Here is an 18,065-nt window from a genome sequence, read left to right on the forward strand (position 1 = left end):
GCAGCGGCGCGTGGGGGCGCTGAATGACGCAGCGCAACCACGCCATCCGCTACGGTTTCATCGTCCTGTTGTTCGGGCTCGTCGCTTATTTCGCGATCGCCGCCGACGGTTTCGTTTCGCCGCAAAGTGCGGTCTTCATTTTCCAGTCGGTCGCCATCACCGGCGTGCTGGCGCTTGGTGTCACCGCCACGCTGGTCGTTGGGGGTTTCGACCTGTCGATCGGCTCGGTCGCCACGTCAGCCATGATGGCGGCGGCCTATGTCATGGTCGTGCTGGAGCAGAACGCTGTCATCGCGGTCATCGTCTGCCTGCTGATCGGCGTTATCGTTGGGCTCATCAATGGTTGGCTGATCGTCTATATGCGCGTGCCGGACCTGCTGGCGACGCTCGGCATGATGTTCCTGCTGGTCGGCCTGCAGCGTATCCCGACCGAAGGCCGCTCGATCGCCACCGGCATGACCATGCCCGATGGCTCGGTCGCCAACGGCAAGTTCGGCGAGGCGTTCCTGGCGCTCGGCCGCCACCGCTTCGACTTCTTCATTCCCAATCTCGTTCCGGTCTCGGTCGTCGTCCTGGCGGTGCTCGCGGTGCTGATCTGGTTCTTCCTCGAATACACCCGCTTCGGCCGCATGATGTATGCAGTCGGCTCCAATGAGCGCGCCGCCGAACTCGCCGGCGCGCCTGTCAAGGCATACAAAATCTGGGCCTATATCATTTCAGGAGTTTTTGCCTCGATCGGCGGTATTTTGCTCGCCGCCCGGCTTGGACGCGGCGACATCGCCTCGGGTAATAATCTGCTGCTCGACGCCGTCGCCGCGGCGCTCATCGGCTACGCGGTGCTAGGCGCCGCCAAGCCGAACGCGTTCGGCACGGCTGTCGGCGCCGTCTTCGTCGGTGTCCTGCTGCAGGGCCTGACGATGATGAACGCGCCGTACTACACGCAGGATTTCATCAAGGGCGCCGTTCTGGTCGTCGCCCTTGTCTTCACCTTCGCTCTTTCCGGCAGGGGCAGGACATAGATTTCGGCTGGGTTGCATTTCAACAAGTGGAGGAAACGACGTGAACATCACAAGAAGACTTTTGGGCAAGGCAGCACTCGGGCTCGCCGGCGCGGCGTTGCTGGTGCAAGGGACGGCCCTGGCTGCCGATCGCCCGGCGCCGTTCGACAAGCCAGGCGTCAAGATCGCCTTGGTGCGCTATCTCTCGACCGGGGATTTCTTCCAGGCCTATCTGTCCGGCGTCGAGGCGCAGGCCAAGGCCCTTGGCGTCGACCTGCGCGTGCTCGACAGCCGCCAGGACGCCGCCCTCCAGGCCGACATGGTCGACCAGGCCATCGCGCTCGGCGTGCAGGGTATCATCATCCAGCACGGCCTGACGGAATCGATGAAGGACGCCGCCCAGCGCGCGGTCGACGCCGGCATCAAGGTGGTCGCTTTCGACGTCAACGTCGAAAACCCCAAGATCCCGCAGATCGAGCAGTCAGACCGCGACCTTGCGCGCCTCGCGCTCGAGCAGGCGGTCAAGGATAATGGCGAGAGCTGGAAGGCCGGCTATGTCTATGTCGCGGGCATCGCCCCGCTCGACCGCCGCAATGAGACATGGGTCGACGTGAAGAAGAAATACTCGGGCATCAAGGAAGTCGCCATGTTCGGCACGCTGGACAACCCGATCGCCAACTCGGTCGCCAACCAGGCGCGCTCGGTGCTGACCGCCCATCCGGACATCAAGGTGATGTTTGCTCCCTATGACGAGTTCGCCAAGGGCGTGAAGATCGCCGTCGACGAGGCGGGCCTGAACAAGGACATCAAGATCTATTCGGCCGACATCTCGACCTCCGACATTGCGGCGATGCGCGAGCCCGACAGCGCCTGGGCGGCAACCGCGGCCACGAACCCGGCCGTCGTCGGCCAGGTCTCGGTGCGTGCGCTGGCGCAGCTGCTGGCCGGCGAAGACCCAGGCCACAACGTCGTCGTGCCGCCGACGCTGATCACCCAGAAGGACCTTCTCGACAAGGACATCAAGAATATGGAGGACCTGTCGGCCAAGCTGCCGCAGTTCGCCCACGCCGATGTCGCGATGCCGGCCTGGATGCCGAACCCGAACGCGAAGTAGGCCAATCGATATTGCAATTCGCTCACACTTGGAACAGCCGCTTGCAGCAACTGCAGGCGGCTTTTTTGCTGTCTTCATTCGTTGAACAGATCGGAGTAGGAGCCGGTGCGGGCAAGCCGCAGCTCATCGTCGGCAATGCGGTAGATCAAGAGCCAATCCGGTTCTACATGCGCATCCCGATAGTCTTTCCAGTCGCCTTTTAGAGGGGTGATCCTTATAACGCGCCGGCAGTCCGGCGATGAGCAGGCCCAACAACTCGCGCAATTTAGCGAGGTCTTTGCCACGCTTCTCCATGCGCTTAACGTCCCTGCGGAATTGCCCGGAGTGAACGGGCGTCGGCATGTCAGATGCCCAAATCCTTGAACAATTCGTCGGCTGACGCGAAACGCTTGCCTTTGCCTTTTTCCAATTCGGCCATGGCCTTTTGGGTGGTTGCGTTCGGCACCTTCACCGGAAAGGGAAATTCCTTGTCGGCGGCGACGCGGACCAGCAGCAGGCGAATGGCGTCGGAGACCGACAGTCCCATTGCCGCCAGGGCTTCGGTAGCCTGGTCCTTTGTCGCGGCATCAATTCGAGCGCGGACAACCGTATCCGTAGCCATGTTGCGACTCCTTACTGTTGAGCCACAATGTAGCTACAAACGGGTGTTCTTGCAAGCCTGCCGTCTGCGCTGTGCGTGACCGTGCTACCGCAGCGCCGCCGCGATATTGCCGCCGTCGACCGTCGTTACGTCGGCGGTTGTGCGGTCGGCCAGCGCGTGGTGCAGGAAAGCCTGCGCCACGTCCTGCGCCGTCACCTCCTGGCCGAGCAGATTGCCGGACATGTACTCTTTTTCCGACACGCCGCGTGCGCCCGATCGGCTGGCGATCATGGCGTCGGTCAACAGCCCGGAGCGGATGCGGTCGGCATTGACGGCGTTGGAACGGATGCCATGCGCGCCGTAATCCAGTGCATATTGCCTGGACAGGAACAGCGTCGCCGCCTTCGGCACGCCGTAGGCGCCGAATTTCGGACCCGGATTGACCGCCTGCTTGGAGGTGTTGAACAGGAGAGCGCCGCCGGTACCCTGTTCGAGCATGATGCGCACCGCGTTCTGCGCCACCGACTGGTGGGCGAAGAAATTGAGCTCGAAGCTCTTGCGCAGCAGCGCGTCGTCAAGTTCGCCGATCCGGCCTTCCCAAGCGGCACCGGCATTGGACACCATTATGTCGACGCCGCCATACACGGCGACCGCCTTGTCGAAGGCTGCACGCACTTGGTCCGGATCGGTGATATCGGCGGCGACGCCGATCGAATTGTTGCCCGCTTTCTTGGCCGCATCAGCGGCTTTTTCGCCATCGAGATCGACGACCACCGCATGGGCGCCATTGTCGGCGAAAAGCTTGGCTGTCGCGGCGCCGATCGCACCGGCTCCGCCAGTGATCAGCACGACCTGGCCGGTCAGCGGCTTCGGCTTGTTGGAGGCGAGTTTGGCCTGTTCCAGCGACCAGTATTCGAGCGGGAACAGGTCGGCCTTGGAAAGCGGATGAAAACGGCCGACCGCCTCGGCGCCACGCACGGCCTCGATCCACATTTCGCCGACATCGGAAGCGATCCTGGCATCCTTCAGCGTGCGGCCATGGCCGAACATGCCGAGCCCCGGCACCAGCGTCAGCCGCGGCATCGGGTCGAGCATGGTGCGTTTGACGTCGTCGAGCGCGTCATTGGTCTCGAAATAGGCGCGGTATTCCTTGGCGAAGGCGTCGACATGGCTCTTGATGACGGCCTTGTAGTCGCCGGCCTTGTCCGCATCTGGCGCCGGCACCGCCATCGGCCCGGTCTTGATGCGGATCGACAGGTCCGGCGTCGACACGCCGCGCGCGGCGTAGTCGGCGATCTCGGCCGAATTGATGAAATCGACGATCGCATCCGAGGTGCGGAAATCGCTGATCATGCGGTCGAAGCGGCCTTCGCCGCGTGCCACCGCCACGGCGCCGCGCAACATAGGAGCGATGGAAGCCGGCGTCGCGAGCTTCGCCGGAAGCGCGGCCTTTGCCGCCCTCGGCTTGGCGTGGCTGGCAACATACTCCTCGGCGACATTCACATAATGGATCATCCGGTCGTAGGCCTGCTTGGCGTCGTCGCCGAAGGTGAAGATGCCGTGCTTGTCGAGGATCAGTCCTTCCACATCAGGGTCGGCGTCGAAAACATCGGCCGCCGCCTTGGCGAGGTCGAAGCCCGGCATGATGTAGGGCACGTAACCCATCTTGGCCCCGAACACCGTCTTCACCAGCGGCTTGCTGTCCTCCTGGTCGACGATCGCCAGGATGGCGGTCGAGTGCGTGTGGTCGACGAATTTGTGCGGCAGGAAGGCATGCAGCAAAGTCTCGACCGAAGGATTGGGCGAGGACGGATCGATGAGGTTCGCCCGCTGCAGCGCGACCATGTCCTCGTCGGAGAGCTTGTTCAGCGCGCGCGCCTTGATGAGCGCGCCCATCTTCACCGCCGGCAAGCCCTGCGGCTCGATGACGGCCATGTCCCAGCCGCTGCCCTTGACGCACAGCACGTCCCATTCGTCGCCGACGAGGTCGGTCGCCTTGGTCTTGCAGGAAGTGTTGCCGCCGCCATGCAGCACCAGTCGCGGTTCGCCGCCCAGCAGGCGCGTCGTGTAGACGCGCAGCGCGAGATCGCGTCCGACGCCTTTCTTTGCATAGTCGGCAACCATCTTCTCCGCGTCGCCGTCATTCCACAGGTTCTTCATTAGCTTCGTCCAGTTGCTGTCATAGTGGTGAAACAGGAATGCCACGACGCCTTGATGACGGGCGCGGCAGGAATGGTCTCTAGGATACCTTTTTGCCTGGCGCTCCGGCATGATCCAGAAGCCGCTGCGCCATATCGGCGCCGACCACCAGATGCGTGCAAAGGCCGCCGGCGATCGCAGCGAGCAGGGGTTCGAACTTGCTGTTCTCCTGCACCACCATCAGCCGCTTCTGAATGGCGCGCAGCGAGGAAAGCTCCGCCGAGATCACCCGCCGGTTGTAGCCGCAGTCGAGCACCTTGCCCTCGGCATCGATGATCTGCCCGGCAATGACGCCGGCCGCGCCCGCCTTGCGCAGGTCGGCCATTTCGTCTGATGTCAGCGCGCCGCATTTGACCAGATGGCTGTCGGCATCGACGGCGCCGACCGAATACAGCGCCAGATCGCATTCGTGGATGTTCGACAGCTGTTCGCGGATTACAGGCTCGGCCCGCAGGCCGCGCGCCAGCTCTTCGGTGGTCAGCACGAGCGGCGCGTAGAAATTGATGCCCTTGGCGTTGAGCCGCCGGGCGATCTCCATCGTGCATTGGTCGGGACGATAGGAATAGGGCGCGCCGAGATTGCCGCAGAGCTGCACCACGGTGACATCCTGGAGATCGGCGTAGGACATGATGTCGGCGATCATGTAGACGGTGCGTCCCCAGGCGACGCCGATGCGGTCGCCTTTTTTCACCAGTTCGAGAAAGACGCTCGCCGCCAGCACCGCGATGTCGGTGGCGGGATCGGCGATATGGCCGTTTTCCGGCGCGATCCAGACCGCGTCGAGACCGAGTGCATCCTCGAGCTTGCGCGCCATGACGTCGTCGGTGAAAAGCTGGGTCGAGGTCGAGATGTTGACGATGCCGGTCTCTCGCGCCTTGCGCAGATACATGGCAACCGAGGCGCGGGAAATGTTAAGCTGGCTCGCCACCTGGTCCTGGCGCAGGCCATGCGCATAATAGAGCCAGGCGGCCTTGTGGATAAGTTGTTCTGCCGGTCGGATTGCCATGCCTTCTCCTCGGCTGACATTAGTCACGGCTCTCGACAAAAGTCAAACCGCGCGGAGGTACGCAATGCCTTTACGCGCGCCAAATCTAGACCATCATTGCGCCAGACGCGCTTTGTCGTGGCATCGTTGCTGGTGACGCGGCCCGAGCCTGTGGTTAGAACATGTCGGCAAAGGGACATACGGGGAGGACAGGATGGGCAACCCTTACGAACAGGATCTCGACAGGAACGCTGCCAACCACCAGCCGCTGACGCCGCTCACTTATCTGGAGCGGGCAGCCAAGACCTATCCCGATCATGTCGCCATCATCCATGGCCGGCAGCGCGTGACGTATCGCGATTTCTGGCGGCGTTCGCTGCAGCTCGCCTCGGCGCTCTCCAGGCGCGGCATAGGCAAGGGCGACACGGTGACGGTGATGCTGTCGAACACGCCGCCGATGCTGGAGGCGCATTTCGGCGTGCCAATGACCAAGGCGGTGCTGCATTCGCTCAACACTCGCCTCGACGCCGCCGTGATCGCTTTCCAGCTCGACCATGCCGGGACCAGGGTGCTCATCGTCGATCGCGAATTCTCCGAAGTGGTTCGGCAAGCGCTCGACCTGGCCAAGGTGAAGCCCCTGGTCATCGACTATGACGATCCCGACTACGCCGCGGACGCTCCCTATCCGAAGGGCGGTCGCATCGGCACGCTTGACTACGAGGCCTTCGTCGCCGAGGGCGAGGAGAATTTCGCCTGGTCGATGCCAGACGACGAGTGGGACGCCATTTCGCTCAACTACACCTCGGGCACGACAGGCAACCCGAAAGGCGTCGTCTACCATCATCGGGGTGCTGCCCTGATGGCCTACGCCAACACCGTCCATGCCGGCATGGCCAAGCACGCGGTCTATCTGTGGACACTGCCGATGTTCCACTGCAATGGCTGGTGCTTTCCGTGGACCTTGGCCGTCCAGGCCGGCACCCATATCTGTCTGCGCTGGGTTCGGCCGAAGCAGATCTACGACGCCATCGCCGACCATGGCGTCACCCATCTGTGCGGCGCGCCGATCGTCATGTCGGTGCTGATCAACGCCAGGGATGAGGACAAGCGCCAGTTCCCGCAAGCCGTCACCTTCAACACGGCCGCCGCGCCGCCGCCGGAAGCGGTGCTCACCGGCATGGCCGATGCCGGCTTCGCCGTCACGCATCTCTATGGTCTGACCGAGACCTACGGCCCGGCGGTGGTGAACGAATGGCACAATGAGTGGGATCATCTGGAGAAGGGGCAGAGGGCCACGAGGAAGGCCAGGCAAGGCGTCCGCTACGCCGCGCTCGAAGGCCTCACGGTGATGGATCCCGAAACGATGACGCAGACGCCCGCCGACGGCCAGACCATCGGCGAGGTCATGTTTCGCGGCAACATCGTCATGAAAGGCTATCTCAGGAACCGCAAGGCCACCGACGAGGCGTTCGCCGGCGGCTGGTTCCACTCCGGCGATCTCGGCGTCATGCATGCGGATGGATATATCCAGCTCAAGGACCGCTCCAAGGACATCATCATTTCGGGCGGCGAGAACATTTCCTCGATCGAGGTCGAGGACGCGCTCTACAAGCACCCGTCCGTTGCGTCTTGCGGCGTGGTGGCGCGGGCGGACGAGAAATGGGGCGAGGTGCCGGTCGCCTATGTCGAGCTGAAGCCCGGCAAGACAGCGACCGAGGCCGAGATCATCGAGCATTGCCGTGCGCTGCTTGCCCGCTTCAAGCTGCCGAAAGCGGTGGTGTTCGCCGAGATTCCCAAGACCTCGACGGGGAAGATCCAGAAATTCCGGCTAAGGGAGATGGCGAAGAGTGGCAGCGCCAACTCGTAGCAGTTTGCACCAGCATCCGCGAGTTGGTCATCCCAGAGCGTTGCAGGAGCGAAGCTCCGTCGCGGAGCCCTAGGCTCCATGCCGCGACCCGGCAGCCGTGATCCGACGGCCGACAATGGCTTTCCAAGATTGTGGATGCTGGTCGGCCTAACCCTTTGAGCCGATTTATTTTTTTCGACAGAGGTCGCAGCATGGATTCTGAGAGTCTGCGCGTCGCTCCGCTCCTTGCTACGCCCTTGATGATGACGGGATGAGCGCCATTCGCAATCGGCAACGTCGGTCATTGCACACCTGCGACTGTCACCATCTGTCACCATTTTGTACGCGTACGCCGAATCCGCGTTGACATCGCGTTCCTTTCGATTTACGAGTGACGAAAATTAAAATTCATCACTAGTAAATCGAAAGAGGCTATGTCCGAAACCGCCAACCTCGTCGCCGATGCCGCTCGCCAGGAGAATGTAACGCGCATTCTCGATTGCGCCGAGCGCCTGTTCCGGCACTATGGCTACGGCAAGACCAATGTCGCCGACATTGCCCGCGAACTCGGCATGTCGCCAGCCAACATCTATCGCTTCTTTGCGTCCAAGGTCGAAATCCACCAGGCGGTCTGCGGCCGGATGCTCGGGGCCAGCTACAGGATGGCCTACGAGATCATGCATTTGCCGATCAGCGCCGAGGAACGGCTGCGGCGCTACGTGCACGCGCAGTACAAGATGACCATGGAGGTCATGCTCGACGACCAGAAGGTCCATGAGATGGTCATCGTCGCCCTCGAGCGCGATTGGGGCGTCATCGACAAGCATGTCGACAGTATCCACGATCTTTTTGCCGAGGTGATCCGCGAGGGCATCGCGGCTGGCGAATTCAGGGAGCAGGATCCGGTGATTGCGTCGCGCTGCTTCGGCGCCGCCACTGTCATTTTGTGCCACCCGCAGATGGTGGCCCAGTGTCTTGCCAAGACCAACCGGGCGATGCCCGACGACCTCATCGACTATGCGATCAAGGCCTTGAAGAAATAGCCGCCGCCCGCCGGGCGCCGGCAACGACAATCAATCTCCAGTTTGGGAGTGCTAAGGTGTCTTCGTCCAATTCCATTATCCGCTGGCTGCCGGTTGCCGGCCTGATCGTCGCGGCACTCGGCCTGGCCGGTTGTTCCCAGGAGAAGGCGGAGGTCAGGGATATCATCCGCCCCGTCAAGGTCGTCGAGATCGGCGCGGCGCAGACCACCCGCCAGCTCGATTACTCCGGCTCGGTGCGTGCTCGCACCGAGATGAATCTCGGCTTCCGCGTTGCCGGCAAGGTCACCGAGAGGCTCGTCGACATCGGCCAGCATGTCACCTCGGGCGACGTCCTCGCCCGCATCGATCCCTCCGATTACGAGCTTTCGGTCAAAAGCGCCGCGGCGAGCCTTGACGCCGCCGAGCGCCAGGTCGAGACGGTGGATCTCGCCAGGAAGCGCGCCGAGCAGCTTTATGCCAAGAATTTCGCGCCGAAATCGCAGCTCGAGCAGGCGACGCTGGCCTACAACCAGGCGGTCGCGGCGCGCGATGCCGCCCGCTCGACCCTCGCCCAGGCTCAGAACCAGGTCCACTATACCGACCTCAAGGCGAGCGAGAACGGCATCGTCACCGCGGTCAGTGCCGATGTCGGCCAGGTGGTCGGTGCCGGCACGCCCGTGATGACGGTTGCCGTCGATGGCGAGAAGGAAGTGCTGATCGCGGTACCGGAAATGGATATTGCCGGCTTCAGGCCGGGCAAGGAGGTCAAGGCAAGCTTCTGGGCGGACGATGCGCTGACGCTTGCCGGCAAGGTCCGCGAAGTGGCCGGCAGCGCCGACCCGCAGTCGCGTACCTTCGCCGTTCGCGTCTCGCTTCCCAACGATCCGCGCGTGCTGCTCGGCATGACCGCCAACGTGCAGGCGACGGTCGACAGCAAGACCCAGCTCGTCTCGATCCCGCTTAGCGCCTTGGCTGAAAAGGATGGCCAGAAGATCGTCTGGGCCGTGGACCGCGGCAGCGACACCGTGCATTCGCGTCCGGTCAAGATCGCGAACTTCACCGCCGATGGCGTCGCGGTTGCCGACGGCCTCAAGCAGGGCGACGTCGTGGTTGCCGCTGGCACCCAGTTCATGACCGACGATCTGAAGGTCAAGCTGTCCGGCGACAGTCTCCAGCAGTCCGCCTCGGCGGCGGACGACGCTGCCACCAGCAGCCTGCGCTGACAGCCAGGCACTACGAAAGCCCCCCTGTCTTGGCGGCGCGAGCCGCAAGACCGGGCAGGCCATGGTTTCCGGGCGGCAGGCGCCCAATCGTCGAGACGCCGGCAAGATGGCTCCCCCGCATCATTGTCGCGTCACACGCGATGCGAGTCTCTCCGCTTGAGGGAGCTTCGCCGCCCGGAAGCCAGACGAAGTACGCATGAACGGCATGATGAACCTGCCCTGCAGATCAATTGGACTGGACTGGCGCCATGACCACCGACAGCAACACTGAAAAGCGGCCTTTCAACCTCTCGCGTTGGGCGATCGGGCATCCGAGCATCGCACGTTTCCTGTTCGGCCTGATCATCCTTGCCGGTGCGCTCGGCCTGATGCGCATGGGCCAGAAGGAAGATCCCGATTTCACCTTCCGCGTCATGGTCGTGCAGGCGATCTGGCCGGGTTCTTCGATCCAGGAGATGGAAGACCAGGTCGTCAACAAGATCGAACGCAAGCTACAGGAAACGCCGCATCTCGACTTCGTGCGCTCCTATACGCGCGCCGGCAGCGCCATCATCACGGTTCAGATCAAGGGCGACACCAATGCTGCCCAGGTCAACGACGCCTTCTATCAGGTGCGCAAGAAGGTCGGCGACATAGCAGGCGATCTGCCGCAGGGCCTGCTCGGCCCCTATTTCAACGATGAATTCGGCGACACCTTCATCACCTTGCATTCGATCAGCGGCGATGGCTTCAGCTATCCCGAATTGAAGAAGTTCGCCATCCAGGCCCGCGATATGCTGCTGACGACGCCCGGCGTCGAAAAGGCGGTCATCATCGGCGACCAGCCCGAGAAGATCTATATCGACGTCTCGTCCAAGGCGCTGGCCGAGCGCGGCCTGACGCTGACTGACCTGCAGAACGCGATCAAGGGACAGAACAATGTCGACCCGGCAGGCTCTGTCGACACCGGCCTGCGCTCGGTCCGCATTTCGGTCGAGGGCGATGTCACCAGCGCCGCCGACATTCGCGAGCTGCGCTTGCGCGCCGGCAACCAGGTAACGCGCCTTGGCGATATCGCGACCGTGAGCTCGGGGCTGGAGGATCCCTTCGAGCGCAAGTATTGGTTCAATGGCCACGAGAGTGTCCAGCTCGGTGTCGTCATGGCCAAGGGCTTCAACGTCACCGATGTCGGCAAGGACGTCGAGGCGACCTATAAGCGCTTCGAGGAGGCGCTGCCGTATGGCGTCTCCGTCGACCAGATATCGGACCAGCCCGAGGTCGTCAGGGACGCTGTCAGCGAGTTCATGCATGCGCTCGGCGAAGCGCTGCTGATCGTGCTCGTCGTCTCGTTCCTGTCGATCGGCTGGCGCTCCGGACTTGTCATTGCCATCGCCATTCCGCTGGTCCTGGCCGCCACCTTCGCCATCATGTACGAGATCGGCATCGACCTGCAGCGCATTTCGCTCGGCGCCTTGATCATCGCCCTCGGCCTGCTTGTCGACGACGCCATGATCGTCGTCGAGATGATGGAACGCAAGCTGGAGGAGGGGCTGGTCAAGATCGAGGCGGCGGGTTTCGCCTATTCCTCGACCGCTTTCCCGATGCTGACCGGCACGCTGATCACCACCGCCGGCTTCATTCCGGTCGGCTTCGCCGCCTCCACCGCCGGCGAATATGTCCGCACGCTGTTTTACGTCGTCGGCATCGCGCTCGTGGTGTCCTGGTTCGTGGCGGTCTATTTCACGCCATGGCTGGGCTATATGATCCTCAAGCAGCGCAAGCATGCCGGCTCCCACCACGACGTCTTCGACACCAGCTTCTATCGCCGGCTTCGCTCGACCGTTACCTGGGCCGTGCGCCATCGCATCATCGTGCTGACGATGACGCTGGTGACCTTCGCCACCAGCCTGTGGGCCTTCCAGTTCATTCCACAGAACTTCTTCCCGCAATCGTCGCGCCCGGAAATCCTCGTCGATCTCTGGCTGCCGGAAGGCACCAGCATCAAGGAAGTCGAGACGCAGGCCAAGGCGCTGGAAGCCAAGATGATGGACGACAAGGACAAGCGCTTCATCGCCACCTATATCGGTGAAGGCGCGCCGCGCTTCTTCCTGCCGTTGGACCAGCAGCTCAGGAATCCGAACTTCGCCCAGCTTCTTGTGATGGCCAATGACGAGCCGGCGCGCGAGCGGCTGATCGTCAAGCTGCGTACCATCCTGGCGCAGGACTTCCCCTCCATCCGCGGCAAGGTCGACCGCTTGTTCCTCGGCCCGCCGACAGGCTGGCCGGTGCAGATGCGCGTCATGGGCCCGGACCGCCAGGAAGTGCGGCGCATTGCCGACCAGGTGAAGGCGAAATTCCAGGCCAACCCGCTGCTCGGCGCCGTCCATGACGACTGGCTGGAACCTGTGCCGGCGATGAAGCTGGTCATCGACCAGGACCGCGCCCGTGCGTTGGGCGTCACCTCGCAGCGCATCCGCCAGATGCTGCAGGCGTCCATGTCCGGCGCGCCGCTGGGCGACTTCCGCGACGGCGAAGAAACGGTGTCCATCGTCGCCCGCGAGCCAGATGCCAGCCGCGCGCTGCTGTCCTCGGTCGATTCCATCTACATCCCGACCGATTTCGGTGGCTTCGTGCCGCTGTCGCAGGTGGCCAAGGTTGTGCCGGTGCTGGAGCAAGGCGTCGAGTGGAGGCGCGATCGCTTGCCGACCATCAGCGTGCGGGCGACCTTGCCCGACGGCGTGCAGTCCAACGACGTCGTCACCAAGATGTACAACGACATGAAGGGCCTGCGCGATGGTCTGGCGCCCGGCTACAAGATCGAGATCCAGGGCGGTGCCGAGGATTCGGCGGAAAGCCAGGCTTCCATTGCCGCCAAGGCGCCGATCATGCTGGCCGTCATCGTCATATTGCTGATGGTCCAGCTGCAGCATTTCGGAAAGGCGATGCTGGTGCTGGCCACCGGTCCGCTCGGCATCATCGGTGCGGCCGCGGCCCTTTTGATCAGCGGCGCGCCGTTCGGCTTCGTCGCCATCCTCGGCGTCATCGCGCTGCTCGGCATCATCATGCGAAACTCCATCATCCTCGTCGACCAGATCGACCAGGACATCGCGAAAGGCATGGAACGCTCCGAAGCGATCATCGGCTCGGCTGTGCGCCGTTTCCGGCCGATCGTGTTGACGGCAATGACCGCGGTGCTGGCGCTGATCCCAATCTCGCGCGGCGTGTTCTGGGGGCCGCTCGCCTACGCCATGATGGGCGGCATTCTGGTTGCAACCGTGCTCACCATCCTGGTGCTGCCCGCTGGCTACGCCCTGTTCTTCGGCCGTGAGCGAAAGAAGGTGCCGACCGACGAACAGACGCCCGAACCGGAAACCGTCGAAGGCGTCGAGAGGCCGCAACTCGCTTTGGCGGCTGAATGAACCAAATCGGCCGGTCTCATTTGAGACCGGCCGATTTCTGTTCTTGCGGAGCCGAAGGCCGCTTGCCCGTCAGGCAATCAGATGACGAAAAACCAGTTGGCGATCAGCATTACCGCCACTCCGGCGACCAGCGTCAGATAGGGCAGCATGCCCGCCTTTTTCACCGAGAGGTCCGCTCCCGCCATGCCGAGGTCGGCCAGCATGTGGTCGGGGAACTTGCCGCCGTCCTGGATGTAATGGCGGAAGCAGAACACCGGGATGATCAACGCCGCGGTGATCAGCCCGGCCCACAGCGCCATCGGGTTCCACACCTTGGCGCCGGCGCCCATGAAGATCGCGTTGACATAGGCGAAGACCGCCCCGATCCCCAAGAGCCACGTCGGGGCCTTCCATGGCCGCGCGATATGGCCGTTGTCGATGCGATGGATCCAGCCGGCATTGAGGTTGAGGAAGTTGAAGATGATGTAGCCGCAATTGGATACGGCGAGAATGAAAAAGAAGCTCGTCGCATCGGCCGAGGCGATCGCCAGCACGATCAGGTTGAAGCACAGGTCGGTCCACATCGCCCGCGTCGGCGCGCCATGTTCGTTGACATGGCTGAGGTAGCGCGGCAGCCAGCCGTCGACGGAGCCCTGGTAGAGCGTGCGCGAGGAGCCGGCCATAGCCGTCATGATGCACAGCACAAGCGCCAGGACCATCAGCATCACCAGCAGGCTGTGGATAAGCCCGCCGCCGCCGACCATGCCGGCGAGAGCATCCGCCACGCCCGAACCGTCGACGATCGGCGTCGCCAGCATGCCGTTGAGGCCGAGCACGCCCTGGAAGGTGAACGGCACCAGGATGAACAGCAGCATGCAGAGCAGGCCGGAATAGAAGATGGCCTTGAAGGTGTCGGTGCCCGGGTTCTTGAACTCGGACGTGTAGCAGACGGCGGTCTCGAAGCCGTAGGTCGACCAGGCGGCGATGAACATGCCGCCGAGCACCAGCGTCCAGCCGGCGATGTTCCAGGCGCCGGGCTCTGGCGCATAGGCGGCGGCCAAGGGAACCAGCGGCGAGAAATTGGCCCAGTTGATCTGGCCGGTGAAGATCGGCACGACGCCGACGATCAGCATCGGGACGATGACAAGCAGGCCGATATATTTCTGCACATTGGCGGTGCCCAGGATACCGCGATGCTGGATCGAGAAGATCATCAGCATCAGCACGGCGCCGATGAAGAAGGTGGCGTTGAAGGTGAAGGACACCGGACCCAGCGTGTGACTGAACGCCGACCACGTGCGGATCGCCGGGGTCGCCGCCGCGGTCACCGCGGTAATGGCGTCGCCGGCGCTCGTTCCGGCATGTGCCGCGATATAGGCGGCGACCTCGGGCGACGTGTCGGTAAAGATCGGCACCGGCGCCAGCGCATTGAGGATATAGGCGGCGGCGATCGAGCAGCCGAGCGAGAGCACCGGCGACCAGGCAAACCAGTTGCACCATACCGACAAGGGCGCGATGAACTTGGAGTAACGCAGCCAGGCGGTGGCGCCGTAGATCGAGGCGCCGCCCGATTTGTTCGGGAACAGGCCGGCGATCTCGGCATAGGTGAAGGATTGCAGGAAGCCCATGACCATGGACACCGTCCAGATCAGGAAAGCGAGCGTCCCGGTCGTGCCGGCAATGCCGCCGATCGAGAACAGGACGAGGGCCGGGACGCCGCTCGCCACCCAGAAGGCGCCGCGCCAGTCGATATGCCTGAGCAGCTTGCTTTCGGCAGGCTGGTCCAGGACTGTGCTTATGGTGCTCATGTCGGTGAATTCCCCTTTTTGATGTTCCCCGCCGGCGACGCCTCGGCTGTGCGAAGCTTGCTCCCGGCCAATATCGCCGCGACTTCAGTGTTTCCACTCAGTCGTATTTTTTTCTTAGGAGTGAAGATTGATCCGGCGCGCTTTCACGTCAAGCGTTTTGTCGCGCCGTGCACATCACGCTTGCGGGCGGGCGCACAAATGTGCCCCGCGGCGCCGCCGATGGGCAATCCCGTATGCCCGGAAGGCCGCGGTCAGGAACGCGGCCTGGTCTTCTGCGGATCGTAATGGGCGAAGGCCACGACTCGCGCCGGCAGCCGCTTGGCGTGGCCGTCGAGCTTGCCGATTTCAACTCGCGCGCCGATGGCGGCGTGGGTGACATCGAGCCGCGCCAGCGCGATGGTCTTGTTCAGCACCGGCGAGCGCATGCCCGACGTGACGACCCCGATCTGGGCGCGGCCGACATGCACGCAATCGCCATGGCCGACCGCGACGTTGGCATCGATGTCGAGCCCGACCAGTTTGTTCTGCGGGTTCTCCTTGCGCCGGATCAGCGCCTCGCGGCCGATGAAGTCGTCGGTCTTGGACTTCAGCGGCACGGTGAAGCCGATGCCGGCCTCGAACGGGTCGGTCTGGTCGGAGAACTCGTAACCGGCGAAGATCAGCCCGGCCTCGATGCGCACCATGTCCAGCGCCTGCAGGCCCATCGGCTTCAATCCATGCGGCTGGCCGGCGGCCCAGATCGCGTCGAAGACCTTTTCGGCGTCGCGCGGATGACACCAGATCTCGTAGCCGAGTTCACCGGTATAGCCGGTGCGCGAGACGACGACCGGAACGCCATTGCCGCCGCCGATGCGCGCGACGGCGAAGCGGAACCATTCCAGTTCCTCGATCGACGGCTGCAGCGGCGAGGTCCAGATCACCTTCCTCAGGATGTCGCGGCTCTTCGGCCCCTGCACGGCGATATTGTGCATCTGGTCGGTGGACGAGCGCACCAGCACGTTGAGGCCGAGCTTTGTCGCCGTCTCGCGCAGCCATTCGCCGGACAGATCGTCGCCGCCGACCCAGCGGAAATTGTCCTTGCCGAGCCTGAGCAGCGTGCCATCGTCGATCATGCCGCCATGCTCGTAGCACATGGCGGAATAGACGACCTGGCCCACGCCGAGCTTCTTGACGTCGCGGGTCAGCGTGTATTGCAGCAGCGCTTCGGAATCCGGGCCGGTGACCTCGAATTTGCGCAGCGGCGACAGGTCCATGATCACGGCGTCCTGCCGGCAGGCCCAGTACTCGGCGATCGCGCCTTCCCTGGCGAAGGAATTGGCCAGCCAATAGCCCCTGTACTCGACGAAGTCGCGGGTGTGCTTGGCAAAGCTCGAATGAAAGGAGGTCTCGCGGGTCATTTTCGGTTCCGAATCGGGCGTCATGCGTCTGGCGATCGCACGCGAGAATTTGTGCTGGCCGGAATAGGTGCGCACATGGATGTCGGTCAGGTCCCAGCCATTGGCCGGCGTCGTGTCGTCGGGGCAGGCGGAGGACACGCAGACGATGTCGGTCAGCGCCCGCAGCAGCACATAGTCACCTGGCCGCGACCATGGCTCGTCGGAGACCATGACGCCATGCGCGTCGATTGCCGTGTTGAAGAAGAAGTTGATAGCCATCCAGCCGGCGCGTGGCGTGACGCCCTTGTCCGACAGCGCGCGGTTGAAGTTCTCCGAGCAGTTGGCATGGCCGGGATAGCCGATGTCATCGTAATATTTGGCGGCGCATGCGAGCGCGAAGGCGTCGTGCCGGCCGCATGTGTCCTGCACCACTTCGACCAGCGGCTCCATGTCCTGGTCGTAATATTTCGAGTGCAGCCCCGGCGTCGGATAGCTCGCGCCCATCAGCGTGCGTGTCGTCGTCACATCGAGCGGATGGTCGAGCCCCTTGTCCAGCTTGCGCGCCGAAAAGCACTGGAAGTCGGTGCATTGGCGCCCGTCGACGTCGATGATCTGCAGATAGTCGCCGGCTTTGACGAAGTAGGATTCCGCCGTCGCCGAATGGACGCGCAAATCGAGCACCGGATCGGCGAGCGGGTCAGCCAATAGCGACTTCGCCGCCGGACGGATGGTGGCACGCCGCACGATCACGGTAAGCGGCGTCGCCGTATCATGGCCGTCGACCAGCATCGGCCCGCCGGGCGCGGCAATCACCACCGAGCCGACGCGCACGATGGTGAAAGCCTGTTCGGTGCCGGCCGGCGTGGCGCCGCCGAATACGCGCACCGCCTTGGCCTGGTCGAGCCGCACCTGCCGGCGCGCGAGCCCGCGCCGCAGGGACGCGAGGCTGTCATCGCCCTCGGCAAGCAGTGCCTTGATGCCGGCGGCATTGCTGTTGGATTTTTCCCCGAGGATGGAGGGATCGGTCGCACCGGTGCGATCCCATGCCAGCAGTTCGCAAGCCTGGCCGCCCTCGACATTGCGCACCGTGATGGTGTCGCCGGCCTCGACCTCGATCAGCACCGCACCATTGCCCTGGACCGTATAGCGCTCCATGCCCGGCGGCAGCGCGATCTGGCCGGGCCGCAGGATCAGGCTCGGCCGGGGTGGTCCGGATGCGACGGCAGGGTAGGGCGACTGGCTCATCTCAGCCTTGCGGTTCGAGAAACAAGTTTGCCTGTGTGTGAAATTATTTTAGCAGCAAGAATAGCAGTGCGGGTGGGTTTGGCAAGGCGGTGGTGGGGCAGGTTCTTCCTTCTCCCCTTGTGGGGTCCGAAGGACGGGGCGAGATTCGTGGCTCGCCCCAGGGCGGTGGATCAGTGCCCGGCGCCGAGACGGTTGAGGGGGTGGGTGACGGCGTGCCGTCATTGCCAAGCTGGAGCGCCACTCATCCGACCTCGCTCCGCGAGGCCACCTTCTCCTACAAGGGGAGAAGGGA

Annotated in this window: 12 protein-coding genes; 6 read left to right on the forward strand and 6 right to left on the reverse strand. The window is 63.5% G+C overall.

What is annotated here, in order from left to right:
* Nucleotides 1-23 precede the first annotated feature (23 nt).
* Nucleotides 24-1,019, forward strand: a complete 996-nt coding sequence (locus LB545_RS10425) for an ABC transporter permease (RefSeq protein ID WP_140520875.1) — start codon at nucleotides 24-26, stop codon at nucleotides 1,017-1,019.
* A gap of 40 nt (nucleotides 1,020-1,059) precedes the next feature.
* Nucleotides 1,060-2,112, forward strand: a complete 1,053-nt coding sequence (locus tag LB545_RS10430; protein WP_140555459.1) for a substrate-binding domain-containing protein — start codon at nucleotides 1,060-1,062, stop codon at nucleotides 2,110-2,112.
* Between the two features lie 74 nt (nucleotides 2,113-2,186).
* On the opposite strand, the gene LB545_RS10435 is transcribed toward LB545_RS10430, so the two are convergent.
* The 4 genes from LB545_RS10435 to LB545_RS10450 form a co-directional block, all read right to left on the reverse strand.
* Nucleotides 2,187-2,396 (reverse strand): type II toxin-antitoxin system YafQ family toxin, encoded by a 210-nt coding sequence (locus LB545_RS10435; protein ID WP_404926805.1) that lies wholly within the window; start codon nucleotides 2,394-2,396, stop codon nucleotides 2,187-2,189.
* A 59-nt stretch (nucleotides 2,397-2,455) separates the two neighbouring features.
* Nucleotides 2,456-2,713 (reverse strand): type II toxin-antitoxin system RelB/DinJ family antitoxin, encoded by a 258-nt coding sequence (locus LB545_RS10440; protein WP_140497837.1) that lies wholly within the window; start codon nucleotides 2,711-2,713, stop codon nucleotides 2,456-2,458.
* An 84-nt stretch (nucleotides 2,714-2,797) separates the two neighbouring features.
* Complete coding sequence (locus LB545_RS10445) at nucleotides 2,798-4,852, reverse strand: bifunctional aldolase/short-chain dehydrogenase (RefSeq protein ID WP_224705078.1); 2,055 nt, start codon at nucleotides 4,850-4,852, stop codon at nucleotides 2,798-2,800.
* 79 nt (nucleotides 4,853-4,931) lie between these two features.
* Nucleotides 4,932-5,897, reverse strand: coding sequence for a sugar-binding transcriptional regulator (locus LB545_RS10450; protein ID WP_224704987.1), 966 nt, complete (start codon nucleotides 5,895-5,897; stop codon nucleotides 4,932-4,934).
* A gap of 193 nt (nucleotides 5,898-6,090) precedes the next feature.
* Here LB545_RS10450 and LB545_RS10455 point away from each other — a divergent pair, with 193 nt between their 5' ends.
* From LB545_RS10455 to LB545_RS10470, 4 genes are all read left to right on the forward strand, one after another.
* Nucleotides 6,091-7,743 (forward strand): acyl-CoA synthetase, encoded by a 1,653-nt coding sequence (locus LB545_RS10455; protein ID WP_140672580.1) that lies wholly within the window; start codon nucleotides 6,091-6,093, stop codon nucleotides 7,741-7,743.
* 413 nt (nucleotides 7,744-8,156) lie between these two features.
* On the forward strand, nucleotides 8,157-8,765 hold the full coding sequence (locus LB545_RS10460; RefSeq protein ID WP_140497843.1) for a TetR family transcriptional regulator: 609 nt from the start codon (nucleotides 8,157-8,159) through the stop codon (nucleotides 8,763-8,765).
* A 56-nt stretch (nucleotides 8,766-8,821) separates the two neighbouring features.
* Nucleotides 8,822-9,967 (forward strand): efflux RND transporter periplasmic adaptor subunit, encoded by a 1,146-nt coding sequence (locus LB545_RS10465; RefSeq protein WP_224704989.1) that lies wholly within the window; start codon nucleotides 8,822-8,824, stop codon nucleotides 9,965-9,967.
* Nucleotides 9,968-10,215: 248 nt separating this feature from the next.
* Entirely contained in the window at nucleotides 10,216-13,365 is a 3,150-nt protein-coding gene (locus LB545_RS10470) for an efflux RND transporter permease subunit (RefSeq protein WP_224704993.1), read from the forward strand.
* 77 nt (nucleotides 13,366-13,442) lie between these two features.
* Here LB545_RS10470 and LB545_RS10475 read toward each other — a convergent pair whose 3' ends face one another.
* Together LB545_RS10475 and LB545_RS10480 are read right to left on the reverse strand one after the other, a co-directional pair.
* Complete coding sequence (locus tag LB545_RS10475; RefSeq protein WP_224704995.1) at nucleotides 13,443-15,152, reverse strand: APC family permease; 1,710 nt, start codon at nucleotides 15,150-15,152, stop codon at nucleotides 13,443-13,445.
* A gap of 251 nt (nucleotides 15,153-15,403) precedes the next feature.
* Entirely contained in the window at nucleotides 15,404-17,773 is a 2,370-nt protein-coding gene (locus LB545_RS10480; RefSeq protein ID WP_224704996.1) for a DUF1989 domain-containing protein, read from the reverse strand.
* Nucleotides 17,774-18,065: the final 292 nt, after the last annotated feature.

Source organism: Mesorhizobium sp. BR1-1-6 (genome assembly GCF_020165355.1).
Taxonomy (GTDB): Bacteria; Pseudomonadota; Alphaproteobacteria; order Rhizobiales; family Rhizobiaceae; genus Mesorhizobium.

What these genes read in the sequence shown, in the direction of transcription:
- LB545_RS10425 (WP_140520875.1), top strand. Translation starts at nt 24, where the DNA reads ATGACGCAGCGCAACCACGCCATCCGCTACGGTTTCATCGTCCTGTTG.
- LB545_RS10440 (WP_140497837.1), bottom strand. Translation starts at nt 2,713, where the DNA reads ATGGCTACGGATACGGTTGTCCGCGCTCGAATTGATGCCGCGACAAAG.
- LB545_RS10445 (WP_224705078.1), bottom strand. Translation starts at nt 4,852, where the DNA reads ATGAAGAACCTGTGGAATGACGGCGACGCGGAGAAGATGGTTGCCGAC.
- LB545_RS10450 (WP_224704987.1), bottom strand. Translation starts at nt 5,897, where the DNA reads ATGGCAATCCGACCGGCAGAACAACTTATCCACAAGGCCGCCTGGCTC.
- LB545_RS10455 (WP_140672580.1), top strand. Translation starts at nt 6,091, where the DNA reads ATGGGCAACCCTTACGAACAGGATCTCGACAGGAACGCTGCCAACCAC.
- LB545_RS10460 (WP_140497843.1), top strand. Translation starts at nt 8,157, where the DNA reads ATGTCCGAAACCGCCAACCTCGTCGCCGATGCCGCTCGCCAGGAGAAT.
- LB545_RS10470 (WP_224704993.1), top strand. Translation starts at nt 10,216, where the DNA reads ATGACCACCGACAGCAACACTGAAAAGCGGCCTTTCAACCTCTCGCGT.
- LB545_RS10475 (WP_224704995.1), bottom strand. Translation starts at nt 15,152, where the DNA reads ATGAGCACCATAAGCACAGTCCTGGACCAGCCTGCCGAAAGCAAGCTG.
- LB545_RS10480 (WP_224704996.1), bottom strand. Translation starts at nt 17,773, where the DNA reads ATGAGCCAGTCGCCCTACCCTGCCGTCGCATCCGGACCACCCCGGCCG.